Source organism: Streptomyces sp. CB01373, assembly GCF_002803075.1.
Taxonomy (GTDB): Bacteria; Actinomycetota; Actinomycetes; order Streptomycetales; family Streptomycetaceae; genus Streptomyces.
In genome coordinates this window covers 484,800-496,221 of the sequence record NZ_NNBK01000002.1, presented here as the reverse complement: position 1 = coordinate 496,221, position 11,422 = coordinate 484,800, and the positions used below count along the sequence as shown (strand labels likewise).

12 protein-coding genes and 3 pseudogenes are annotated in these 11,422 nt (G+C 69.4%); 10 read left to right on the top strand and 5 right to left on the bottom strand.

Annotation, left to right across the window (positions count from 1 at the left end):
* Positions 1 to 7: 7 nt before the first annotated feature.
* On the top strand, positions 8 to 1,195 hold the full coding sequence (locus tag CG719_RS04585) for a winged helix DNA-binding domain-containing protein (RefSeq protein WP_100567140.1): 1,188 nt from the start codon (positions 8 to 10) through the stop codon (positions 1,193 to 1,195).
* A 46-nt stretch (positions 1,196 to 1,241) separates the two neighbouring features.
* On the opposite strand, the gene CG719_RS04580 is transcribed toward CG719_RS04585, so the two are convergent.
* Positions 1,242 to 1,556 (bottom strand): hypothetical protein, encoded by a 315-nt coding sequence (locus tag CG719_RS04580; RefSeq protein ID WP_100567139.1) that lies wholly within the window; start codon positions 1,554 to 1,556, stop codon positions 1,242 to 1,244.
* A 294-nt stretch (positions 1,557 to 1,850) separates the two neighbouring features.
* On the bottom strand, positions 1,851 to 2,477 hold the full coding sequence (locus CG719_RS04575) for a hypothetical protein (RefSeq protein WP_234375405.1): 627 nt from the start codon (positions 2,475 to 2,477) through the stop codon (positions 1,851 to 1,853).
* Positions 2,478 to 2,903: 426 nt separating this feature from the next.
* Between CG719_RS04575 and CG719_RS04570 the strand changes: the two are divergent.
* The 3 genes and pseudogenes from CG719_RS04570 to CG719_RS04560 all read left to right on the top strand — a co-directional run.
* Positions 2,904 to 3,280 (top strand): annotated as a pseudogene (locus CG719_RS04570) (single-stranded DNA-binding protein); the annotation flags it as partial.
* A complete protein-coding gene (locus CG719_RS04565; RefSeq protein WP_100567138.1) occupies positions 3,258 to 3,635 on the top strand; it encodes a hypothetical protein in 378 nt (125 codons plus the stop codon). The pseudogene CG719_RS04570 and the gene CG719_RS04565, both read left to right, overlap by 23 nt.
* Positions 3,636 to 4,511: 876 nt before the next feature.
* The gene (locus CG719_RS04560; protein ID WP_159024808.1) at positions 4,512 to 4,901 is read left to right on the top strand and encodes a hypothetical protein; all 390 of its coding nucleotides are present in this window, start codon (positions 4,512 to 4,514) and stop codon (positions 4,899 to 4,901) included.
* A 551-nt stretch (positions 4,902 to 5,452) separates the two neighbouring features.
* On the opposite strand, the gene CG719_RS04555 is transcribed toward CG719_RS04560, so the two are convergent.
* From CG719_RS04555 to CG719_RS04545, 3 genes are all read right to left on the bottom strand, one after another.
* Positions 5,453 to 6,325 (bottom strand): SGNH/GDSL hydrolase family protein, encoded by an 873-nt coding sequence (locus tag CG719_RS04555; protein WP_159024807.1) that lies wholly within the window; start codon positions 6,323 to 6,325, stop codon positions 5,453 to 5,455.
* Between the two features lie 206 nt (positions 6,326 to 6,531).
* Positions 6,532 to 6,816, bottom strand: coding sequence for a hypothetical protein (locus CG719_RS36150; RefSeq protein WP_234375404.1), 285 nt, complete (start codon positions 6,814 to 6,816; stop codon positions 6,532 to 6,534).
* A gap of 165 nt (positions 6,817 to 6,981) precedes the next feature.
* Positions 6,982 to 7,272 (bottom strand): hypothetical protein, encoded by a 291-nt coding sequence (locus tag CG719_RS04545; protein ID WP_234375419.1) that lies wholly within the window; start codon positions 7,270 to 7,272, stop codon positions 6,982 to 6,984.
* Here CG719_RS04545 and CG719_RS36145 point away from each other — a divergent pair.
* The 6 genes and pseudogenes from CG719_RS36145 to CG719_RS04515 all read left to right on the top strand — a co-directional run.
* A pseudogene (locus CG719_RS36145) lies at positions 7,244 to 7,372 on the top strand (transcriptional regulator); the annotation flags it as partial. The gene CG719_RS04545 and the pseudogene CG719_RS36145 overlap by 29 nt on opposite strands.
* A gap of 413 nt (positions 7,373 to 7,785) precedes the next feature.
* A complete protein-coding gene (locus CG719_RS04535; RefSeq protein WP_100567135.1) occupies positions 7,786 to 8,148 on the top strand; it encodes an arsenate reductase family protein in 363 nt (120 codons plus the stop codon).
* A 159-nt stretch (positions 8,149 to 8,307) separates the two neighbouring features.
* On the top strand, positions 8,308 to 9,012 hold the full coding sequence (locus tag CG719_RS04530; protein WP_100567134.1) for a hypothetical protein: 705 nt from the start codon (positions 8,308 to 8,310) through the stop codon (positions 9,010 to 9,012).
* 71 nt (positions 9,013 to 9,083) lie between these two features.
* Positions 9,084 to 9,233 (top strand): annotated as a pseudogene (locus tag CG719_RS35730) (glutamine synthetase); the annotation flags it as partial.
* A gap of 346 nt (positions 9,234 to 9,579) precedes the next feature.
* Positions 9,580 to 10,266: a winged helix-turn-helix domain-containing protein gene (locus tag CG719_RS04520; RefSeq protein WP_100567133.1), complete on the top strand. Its 687-nt coding sequence runs from the start codon at positions 9,580 to 9,582 to the stop codon at positions 10,264 to 10,266.
* Positions 10,267 to 10,325: 59 nt separating this feature from the next.
* Positions 10,326 to 11,318: an NAD-dependent epimerase/dehydratase family protein gene (locus CG719_RS04515; RefSeq protein WP_100567132.1), complete on the top strand. Its 993-nt coding sequence runs from the start codon at positions 10,326 to 10,328 to the stop codon at positions 11,316 to 11,318.
* Positions 11,319 to 11,422: the final 104 nt, after the last annotated feature.

The following is an 11,422-nucleotide window of genomic DNA, read 5'->3' as shown; positions in this document are numbered from 1 at the left end:
AGATCTCATGAGCGAGGAACCCCGGTACATCGACGTGGCGGAGCGGCGGGCCAGGCTGGCCCTGCGGCACCGGCTGGCCGCCGGGACGCGGGCGAGCACACCACAGGAGGTCGCCCGGGCGCTGGTGGCACTGCACGGGACGGACCCGGCGACGGTGTACCTGGGCGTGGGCGCCCGCCTGGCCGACCCGGCCGAAACGGTGGCGCGGACGGAGCACGCGCTGTACGAGGACCGCACGCTGGTGCGGATGCACGGCATGCGGCACACGGTCTTCGTCTTCCCGGCCGAGCTGACCGCCGTCGTCCACGCCTCGACCGGCATCGCCATCGCCGCTCGCGCCCGCGCCGCCCTGATCAAGGACATGGCGAAGGCGGGCGCCCCGGACGCGGCCTGGCTGAAGGAGGTCGAGGAGTCGGCGCTGGCCGCGCTGGCCCGCCGCGGGCAGGCCACGGCCGTCGAGCTGGCCCAGGACGAGCCGCGGCTGCGGGAGCAGTTCGCGTACGCGGCCGGGAAGAGCTACGAGGGCGTGCACACGGTCTCCTCGCGGCTGCTGCGCGTCCTGGGCGTGGAGGGCAGGGTGGTCCGGGGCCGGCCGCTCGGCTCCTGGACGTCCACGCAGTTCCGCTGGGCTCTCGCGCCCGAGCATCCCGAGCTGGACGTCGCCGCCGCCCAGAGCGATCTGCTGCGCCGCTGGCTCGCGGCCTGCGGCCCGGCGACCGAGGCCGACCTGAAGTGGTGGACGGGGTGGCGGGTGACGGACGTGCGGCGGGCGCTGGCCGCGGCGGGGGCGCGGGAGGTGAGGGTGGACGAGGGCACGGCGTACGTCACTGGGGACGACGTCGCCCCGGTGACCGGCCCGGAGGAACCGTGGGCGGCCCTGCTGCCCGCTCTCGACCCCACGGCGATGGGCTGGCAGCAGCGGGACTGGTACCTCGCGCCCCGGCTGCGGCCGGCCCTGTTCGACGGCAGCGGCAACGTCGGCCCGACGGTGTGGTGGAACGGCCGGGTCGTCGGGGCCTGGGCCCAGCGCCCCGACGGCGGGATCGCCTGGCGGATCCTGGACCGGGACGGGCTGGGCGCGGAGGCGGAGGCGGCGATCGCCGGGCAGGCGGAGGAGCTGGAGAGCCGGCTCGGACCCACCCGGGTCACACCGCGCTTCCGCACACCGCTGGAGAAGGAACTGGCGGCGGCGTAACCGGGGGCCGGGCACCCCGCGTCCGCGGGGCGCCCGGCGTCCGGGCTCAGCGCGAGTAGCGCATCAGCGCCCGCACCATGTGACACGTCGTGCTCGACGGCCGGTGCACGCCGATGAGTTCGGCGATGGAGCGGATCGTCTCGTCGCGGGCCTGGTGCGGCAGGTGGACGCCCGAGTCGAGCAGCGCGATGGCGAGCCGCATCGCCTTCAGACGGCGGTTGTGGATGACGTACCACTCCCGCGGACGCCCCGGCGGCAACGGCCGCTTCGCCACGGGTTCGTAGGGCAGGTCGAGCAGGACGGGACGCTTCGCGGTGGACTGGGTCGGCAACGGCTTCGGCTTCAGTGCGGCAGCGGCCACAGGCATCCTCCTGTCGTGAGGGGAGCGCCACGAGGAGACCCCGGCGGCGCTCTCGGACACTGCTTCTAGCTTACTTGCCGCCTATGACATCCAACCCGTCCAGATAGGGAGCTTGAGGCCAGGTCAGGGGCCGGAGAGACGCGGAGTGGCACAGCGTCTGTGAGAAAAGTGTGAGACGAGAAGAGGCCTCCAATCGCTCCGGCGGGTGAGGCGATCGGAACGGGACGGGCTCGGCGCTCTTCAGCGCCAGCCCGTCCCGCCATGACTACCTCCTGGGAGGTTGCACCGCGGGATCTACTGGACGGAGGCCGTCCACGATTCGTCGATGTCTCCTTCGGCTGCGATCCGTTGGAGTTCATCACTCCATGGCTGGCCAGGAAGGAGCTGGTTGAAGGCGTGCATGGCCGACCACATCACGACGAACGCGATGAGCGGGGACCGCTCAGCCGGGTTCCCTGCGCCCTGCCGATACACGGGCTCGCTGTACAGCGTCACCGCGTCGGGCGCGGTGTCGTCGAAGAAGCACTGCGCGGCGGTGAGTGTCGGATGCGCAAGCTGGGTCTCAGCCCTCCAGATTGCCAGGAAGACAGAGCCGAGGCGTTTGAAGAGCGGGGTGAAGCGGGTGAACTGTTCCGCCGAGTTGGACGGAATCACGGCCGCCGCCACCAGGTCCGCGATCGTCGGGTCGTACGTCATGCCCGCTGCGTCGGCGGCTTCGCGCAACCTCTTCTGCGACTGCTGCAGCGCCCGGTTCATCGAGTCGACGGCATCCGCCCCGTCCTCCGCCAGCCATCTGATCTGTGCCATGTGCTCAAGCAGCGCGCGCCGGTTGGGTGCCGCTTCATGTCCGAGGCCCTTGCGATGAAGTAGCACGATCGCGGCCGCCTGACGCTCAGCGGCGGCAAGCAGGCCCCACGCCACGTAGAACGCGCGCAGGTCTCCTTCCGTCGGGCTGAGCCCGCAACCTCCCTGGTCAGCCCGGCGAGATCCTCAAGGCCCTTGTAGGCATGCTGGTTATCAGCGGCAATCTGTTCTTCCACGCGCCCCATGGTGCACTTCGCCCATGACCGGACGCTCCACACGAGCCGCCGGAAGGCGATCGGTGATTCTCACACGGCGTGAGAAGACGCTCGTCTACGCAGGTCGGCACGCACTGGCCCCCGATCGCTTCACCGTCGAGGCGATCAGGGGCCTCTTCAAGCTCAGCGACACGAACCGCTACCGGCTTACTCCGAGTAGCTCGGGTCGGCCGCGTACGACTCAGCGACGGCTGGCTCGTCATCCTCACCATGCCCGGCTCGGTCCGGCGGCCCACTCGGCGAGGGTGGGGACGCAGGCGAGACCGCCATCACGGTCGTCGGCAATCTAGTCGACGACCCCGAGCTGCGCTTCACCCCGCCCGGTGCGGCGGTCTCGAAGTTCCGCGTCGCGTCCACTCCCCGTACCTTCAACCGCCAGACGAACGAGTGCAAGGACGGCAAGAGCCCCTTCCTCACCTGCTCGGTCTGGCGTCAGGCGGCGGAGAACGTCGCCGAGTCGCTCCAGCGAGGCATGCGCGTCATCGTGCAGGGGGCCGGCTGAAGCAGCGGTCCTACGAGGACCGTGAGGGCGTCAAGCGCACGCTCTAGGAGCTGAACGTCGGGGAAGTCGGCGTCAGCCTGCCCAACGCCACGACCAAGGGACCCCGGGTACCTCGACGAGATGGACGACGTGGACTACCAGGTGACCGCCGTCCTGCACGGCGAGATGAACTACGTGGTGTACAAGGTGAACGACGTGCTGCGCGAGATCGACCCGTTCACTGTGTACGACGCGAAGGCCGACGACGAGTTCGCCATCCTCCTCATCTTCGGCAAGTTCCTGCGTATGCAGCTACAGCGAGGTGCGGCGATCAACGTCAAGTTCGACTACGACGGGAACCACCCGTTCTTCGAGAACTTCGCTGTTTCACATGGAACATGCATGCGAATCGACCTGACCCGCAGGAATCCCGCGTCGCGTACGCCGAGTACGTCGAGGGCGACACCGAAATGCAGGGTTCGAAGGCTCGTCTCGGTGACCAACTGTCACCGACGCTGACCGGCACAACATCGCTGACATCCGCTCATCAGCGAGCCAGCCAACCGACATTGAGCCCCTCTGTAAGCAAAGGGTGTCAGTGCCATGCGCCAGACTGGTCCACGCGGCCACGGCCCCTCTGGAAACGGCGGGGTCCTCCTGGTCCTAACGCAGGCCCATGGCCTCCTCCGGAAACGGCGGCGGCCCCCTGGTCCTACGCAGGAGGCCGCCAACACCGTCAGAGACGCCAACTGAAGGAGGTCGACATCTCCAACACCAGAAAGTGTAGGCGCAGGGTCTGTCATCGCCCCACCTACACGATCACCTGTCCCGCCTGTAAGCGTGACCGCATAAGCACCCACATCGCCGAACGGCAGGCGCAGCGCCACTTCCGCCGCCTTGCCGAACATCAAGCTCAACGCCACTTCCGCCGCCTTCTGAGCTCTGCCACGGATGAGCTCATGCGGGCTGGCGTGAAAGCCAGCTTGAGCGGGGTTGCAACCTTCGCGCTCTACTGGTGGCACAACTACCACTGACCGAACTGGTGGTGGGCTGCTCCCGGCTTCAGCAACCCACCGCTTCCCCCGGCTCCCATCCCGTCCGGACAAGAGACCCTCGGTCGCCCCCGTGGGAAGGACGACTGGGGGTCTGCGCCTGGAGGGGCCCCACCCCAGAACTGGTCTACGTGAAGGCCGGAGCCTCCTCCAGGCCCGGCCCGCGGCTCCAGACGTCGACTGGCCCCGATGGCCCTGGCGGGTAGGCGATCGGGGACCTTCTTCCTGTCAGAAACCCGCCTCCGAGGGTGGTCTACGGGGCAGCCGGAGCCCCCTCGGGCTTGCTGACGGCCCGTCGGTAACGGGGTCGCTCCTGCGGCACGCCTCATGCCAGCATGCCGCCATGAGAAACGAGGTAGCGGAGCCCGAGGAGGGTTCCGAGCCGGAAACAATTGATCCCCTTGGTATGGCCCGCTCGCTCCAGCCAGTGATCGACTACTACCGCAACAAGTCCGCCAACGTCCTTGCCGCGAACTACGCGGAGACCGCCAACATAGGCAGGACGATCAGCCAGCAGATGATCGAGGCTGCGGGTATCGGCGCGACGATCCGCGAACGCCTTGAGCCTATGCTCGGGTTGAAGGAGTACTGGCGAAACGCCTTCGGGAAGATCGGGGCGCTAAGAGCACCTAACACAATGAGGTGGTGCTACCAGCAGGCGACGCACTGGGTGAGGTCTTCCGAGAGGAAGAGGAGGAAACGCCTCTGCGGTCCGGTGACTGTCGCCATGTAGACCCGGGCCGTTCCTGCGGCGTGGAGCCTTTCGACGGCTTCGGCCAGTCCGGGCCGGGAGGGAGTGACGCCTGTCTCGAGCATGGTTTCTTGCCGCAAGGACCAGTTGGTCCAGAGCAGGCGTGCGGAAGCTGTCGTATTCAGCTGGACTTCGAAGTCAGCACCCGCCTCCAGCTCGACGAGGGCTGCACGCGCGGAGACGCTGCCGTCGCGGACCAGTATGGATTGCAGGGTGTCCCGGTTCATGCGATCAGTCTGCCCATGGTGAGGGCGGTGACGGAACTGGCCCGCGAGGACACCGTCGCCGCCGCCGTCGCCCCGGAGATCCTGCGCCGCCCGGACGTCGCCGCGAAGAATTATCGACCAAGGGCTGTTTCCGCCGCCAGTCAGGGCCCAACCGACACGACCGAGGTCAAGCTCAAGCTAGGCCTGTCCCGACATGCGGGGGCGCCTTTCCACAAGGCACCCCCAGATCTACTGTGGCACCGCATTCCATGCGAGAAACCTGCACCGCAGCGGTGCCCAGTCACCAGTCCTGCCGACAGACCGTCGTTACTGCCCCGTGATGGGCAGGGCCGCGGCGACCAGCTTGGTCAACTCGTCGTGCCCGTACCCGTTGGGGTGGGCCGCGCCCCACATGGCATGCTCGGAGAGCAGGGGGGCCGGGATGGGCCAGATCCACCGGTTGGGGGTCGGCAGCTGGCAGGGCTCGTGTCCCTTGAAGGCATCGTAGGTATCGACGTAGGCGACCTTGAATTCGGGATCCTCGGCGACATCGGCGACAGCGCCCTCGATTGCGACGTTGAACTCCTCGAATTTGCCGCGCAGCCACGCGAGGTCAGCGTGGTTCATCGGCCCGAGCTGGTTACTCAAGAGAGGAATGGGGGATCCGTCGTACTGACACTTCGTCTCGTCCTGGGGGATGACGGCGGGGTATCCGACGACCGCGACCTGAGCATGCGGAGCCCGTTTGTGGATCTCCCGCAGGGCCTTCTCGATCTCTGCTGCTGCCTCGTGGATGGTGAAGTTGGCTTCGTTGCGCTCCTGGCACGCGCCGGGGAGGCGGTTGCTCAGACCGCGGCCGTTGTACGGTTCGCCAGTCGGGAGCCCGTCCGTGACGCACTTGAGAAATTCGGTGCTGACTCCGCTGTCGTTGCCTCCCAGCTGGAACGTCACGTAGTCGGTGTCGGAGGTGACGCTGTCAATCATCGGATCTTCTACACCGTAGGCCTTGTCCCAGAAGCCGCCCGCTCCTCCCTGCCTCTTCGTCAGGCTCGCGCCGTTGCAGGAGAGGTCGGTGAGGTCCCAGTTCATCGCGTTGGCCAGCTGGTGGGGATAGTTCCTCTCCGACTGTCCGCCGCACCGACCCCCCTCGACCTCCGGCTTGATGCCGGCGCCCGCGGTAAAGGAGTCGCCGATCGCCATGTACTTCGGACGCGTCGTGGACGCCACCGGTCCAGCAGCCATGGAGACCGTGGGGTGGGCAAGGACAGAGCCGACGGCGAGTACGGCTGTGGCTGCCGCCATAGCCCGCCCGCGCAGACGGCGGGAACAAGACCCCGACGGGTCGCGACCTAGCCCGGAATCAGTGACCATATTCACCCTTTCAGTGATTGGCCCCATTGCGTGCATTACGTGGAGCGATCACACGGTAACACCCCGTGTTGGGTCAGATCGTTCTCGACGGTTGCGACATCCTCCCGTGGAGCGGGCACCACGGCGGCCTGGTCGTGCTCACGCAGCATCCGCATCACCGTCGCCGGCGACGGGTGCTCGCCCTTCTTCGCCCCCTTGCTGATGACCCACCGGGCGGCGATCTCCCACAGGCTCAGCTCCTGGCCCAGCAAGTGCAGCGCCATCGACAGCTTGCCGCGCTTGGCCTGCACGTTCCACAGGGTGGTCTCCGCCGTCGTCACGATCCGACTTCAGCCACCGCTCGGCCCGGCGGCGTCCTGTTCATGAACGGCACCGACACCCTCACCCCGCACTACCGGTCAAGCCGTTCGCCAACCAGTCGCGACCACCGACATGTCATGTCGGCCTCAGGAACAGACACTCATCTTGTTCTTTATGGTCCGAGCTCAGATGTCCCGCTTCCGCGCCGTCAGCTGGAAGAGCCGAGCGGTGTGCATGTAGGGCGGACGCGCAGTCGTGGCGAGTTCCAGTTGCTCAAGGTCGGCGTAGAACGCCGGGTCGTATTTTCGCGCGTCGTCGGTGATGTAGTCGCAGAAGCTGCGGATGCCGTAGTGCTGTACGTCCCGGCAGCCGAGGCTATGCAGGACAGGGATGATCTCTTCGGCCGTGTGGAGCGTCACCGCCGAGTTGAACATCTGGGTCCGGGACTGGCTGGACGACGCCGACAGCGTGGCCACCTACCTGCGGGTCTGGCACACGCTCCGGGAATCCGCCGTGTACGGCGTTGACGCGCACAACCTCATCAATGCAGCACGGCGGGCGTTGAACTCACGCTGAGGCCTGCACGTCTTCTTTTCAGGCAATCGAGAGCCGCCCGAAGCACTGGTCGTGGCGCGGGCTTGACGGGTGGCGGCGCTGCTGCAGTGCGGGCTCGGGGCGCCAGCGGGAGATGCCGATGCAGTGCCCGGGCGGCGCAGGCGTACACACCCTGGCCGCCGGCGCCCATCCCGTCCAATCCCGTGCCCTCAAAGAGCCGCGCCGCTATGGTGTTTGTCCACTGCGTGCCCGCGACTTGGGGGAGGGAGCGCGATGATGTGGCGGAACAAATTCTGGCCACAAGGGCTTTCGGGGCCGGAGTGACGCAGGCGGGAGGCGGGTTTCCACGGGTTTTCCACGGTGGTGTCCGCGGCGGTGTCCGCGGCGGTTCCGGCGGTCCTCTGCCGTGGGGGGCCTTCCCGTACCGTGGCCGTATGGAGATCTGGATCAATCCGGCCTGTTCCAAGTGCCGCAGTGCCATCGGGCTGCTCGATGCCGAGGGGGCCGAGTACACCGTGCGGCGCTATCTGGAGGACGTGCCGACCGCGGAGGAGATCCGGGAAGTGCTCGGGCGGCTCGGGCTGGAGCCGTGGGACATCACCCGGACGCAGGAGGCCGCCGCGAAGGAGCTCGGTGTCGGGGACTGGCCGCGGGACTCCGGGGCTCGTGAGCGGTGGATCGCGGCGCTGGCCGAGCATCCGAAGCTGATCCAGCGTCCGATCATCACGGCCGACGACGGCACGGCGGTCGTGGGGCGGGCCGAGGAAGCGGTGCGGGACGCGCTCGGGCGCGGGTGAGCGCCGGCGGGACGGCGTGCGGCGCCGCCGAAGCGGCGTGCCGCCCGCCAACCTCCCTATGACACAGGTCACTTCAACTGACACCGCAACCGCTGAGTAACCTCGTGCGGCATCTCGTACCTAGCGGCGTACGCTCCCTCACCTCTTCAGGAGGCGCGCATGTCGCGTAGGCGCACTGTCAGCACCAAGAAGAAGGTCGCGCTGCTGGTCACGGCCGCGGCGGTGGCCGGCGGCGGGGCCTTCGCCCTCGCGGCCACGTCCAACGCCGCCCAGCCGGAGTCGCCGCGGACCCTCTCCGCCGCGGACTCGACGGCCTGCCAGGGGTTCGCCACCGCCCTCGGCAACAACCAGAAGTTCATCGAAGACCAGCGGGCCGATCCGGACGCGCTGTCCGAGGCGCGGATCGCCAACCGCCAGGAGGTCATCGAACAGATCAAGCGCCAGCAGGCCGCGGCCGGGTGCACGGTGGGGGAGTCGGCTCAGGACTCCCAGGCCGGGCAGCAGGAGGCGCAGAACGGTCAGCAGAACGGCCAGGGGGCCGGACAGCAGGCCGGGCAGGAGAACGGTCAGCAGGCCGGTGCTGCCGGGAACGGAGGCGGCGATGTCGCCGCGTCCGGACAGCAGGTGTGCCAGGGCTCCACCGTGACGCTCTCCGGCGAGGGCGGCGCACCGGCCGCGTCCAGCAACCAGTTCCCGGCGGGCACCACGCTGAAGGTCACCAACCTGGACAACAACAAGGCCATCACGGTGAAGGTCACGTCCGTCTCCGGCAGTTGCGTCCTGCTCAACGACGCGGCCTTCGAGGAGGTCCGGGAGCCGGGCAAGTTCCTGATCCGGCGCGCGGTGATCGAGAAGGTGGGATGAGACCCGCCCCCGACGGGCGAGGGCCCGCTGTTCCCGGCCGGGAGCGGCGGGCCCTCGCCGTGCACCACGATGCCCCGGTCCGCATGCCCTGGCAGGTCGAGCGGGACGGCAAGGGCTGCGTCAAGGACCGCCGGCGGAATGCCAACGTCGACCCGTACGGCCGCACGCGTCAGCTGATCGCCACCTGCCGCACCGCCCCGGGGAAGGCGGGGCCGGCCTGATCCGAACGCGTGGCGCGGCAGCCGGGCGCCGGCTGCCCGCCGGCGGGTGTCCGCGCAGTGAGAAGAGGGTCCTGTCCCGACACGGGGTCTGCTTCAATGGGGGCATGGTCGGTTTCCGGGAGTGCGTCGCGACGAGTCGCGTCGACCTGGAGCCGTTCTGGCCCTCCCGTCAGCACCACGACTTCGACCGGCTCTGTTGCCGCGCGCCGCACGCGCGGGCCCGGTGAAGCCGTAACCCCACCGGTCTCCGGTCCGCGCGGAACGACGTACGTCCCGACGCGCCCGACCACGAACTCGCGGCCGTCGGTCCTCCGGCGAACCTCTCCCGCGAAAGAGCTGACCTGTCATGGCGACCACCCGTTCTCTGACCGACGCCACCCTTCCCGCCCCCGTCTCCTCCCGCTCCCCCTCCTCCCCCGCCTCCGCACGGCACCGGCTGCGGGCCGTGGGCCGGGACGAGGATTGGGGTCTCCCCCGGTCGAACGAAGCTGAGAGCTTGGGGCAGGAGATCGCCGACCTCCTGCCGCCCGGCGCCACCTGGCTGCCGGCTCCGCAGCACGCCGTGCCCAGGCTGCCGGGCCGGCCGCCGATGGTCGGCTACCTGGTGCTCGTGCCCGCCGACCAGCGTCCGCCGCACCTGCCGGTGGCGGTGCCCGCCCGCCCCGACCACCTCGATCGCCTCGATCAACCCGACCGTCCGGAGGCCGGGGCGGGCGGCGGCACCGCACCCGGCGCCGGCGACCCGCTCGTCCGCGTCGACACCGCACGGCGGATCGCGGAGGTGGACGGGCACGGACTCGACCTCACCTACCTGGAGTTCGAACTGCTGGCCCATCTCGTGGCCCACCCGCACCGCGTGCACACCCGCGACCAACTGGTCACCACGGTCTGGGGCTATGACCATGTGGGCGACGGCCGCACCGTCGACGTCCATATCGCCCGACTGCGCCGCAAACTGGGCGCCGAGCACCGCCGGACGATCCAGACCGTGCGCCGCGTAGGCTACAAGTACGCTCCGCCGAACGGACGTTGATCTCTGCCGGCGGCAGAATCCGGTTCCCTGCCACGGCCCGGACGGGCACAGTCACCGGTATGAGACTTCTGGTGCTGGGTGGTACGGAGTTCGCGGGGCGGGCCGTCGCCGAGGCGGCGGCCGGGCGCGGCTGGGATGTGACGGTCCTGAACCGGGGGCGGCACGCGCCCGTTCCCGGAGTGCGGTCGTTGCGCGGCGACCGCACCGCGCCCGACGGGCTCGAGGCCCTGACGGACGGCGCGTGGGACGCGGTCGTCGACACCTGGTCGGCCGCGCCCCACGCGGTCCGGGACGCGGCGCGGCTGCTGCGGGACCGCGCCGGCCGGTACGTGTACGTGTCGTCCTGCTCGGTGTACGCCTGGGCTCCGCCCGCCGGCTACACCGAGGCGGCGCCGCTGGTCGAGGGCGCCGAGGCGGGCGCCGGGCAGACGGAGTACCCGCGGGACAAGCGGGGCGGCGAGCTGGCCGCGGTGGAGGCCTTCGGGGCGGACCGCTCGGTGCTCGTACGGGCCGGGCTGATCCTCGGGCCGCACGAGAACATCGGGCGGCTGCCGTGGTGGCTGAGCCGGATCGCGCGGGGCGGCCCCGTCCTGGCGCCCGGCCCGCGGGACCTGCCCCTTCAGTACATCGACGTCCGCGACCTCGCCGCGTGGATCCTCGGCGCGGTGGAGCAGGAGCTGAGCGGGCCGTACAACATGATCAGCCCGCAGGGGCACACGACGATGGGTGAGCTGCTGGAGGCCTGCGTGCGGGCCGCCGGCGCCGACGCCGAGCTGCGCTGGACCGATCCGGAGACGATCCTCGCCGCGGGCATCGAACCCTGGACGGAGCTGCCGGTGTGGATACCGCCGGGCAGCGAGGGCCACCACGCGCTGCACGGCGCCGATGTCGGCCGGGCCCTCGCGACCGGCCTGCGCTGCCGCCCCGTGACCGAGACGGTCGCGGACACCTGGACGTGGCTCCGGGCCCTGGGCGGTGCGGCTCCGCAGCGGCCCGGCCGGCCTCCGGTGGGCCTGGATCCGGCCGTGGAGGCGAAGGTTCTCGGACTCTAGAGCAAAGACACTCGGCCTCCGGACGGCCCCGGGTTTCAGCCGCTGCGACCGCAACTGCCTGCGAAAACACGGCAGTTGCGGCTCAAGTTACCCACGAATCGCGC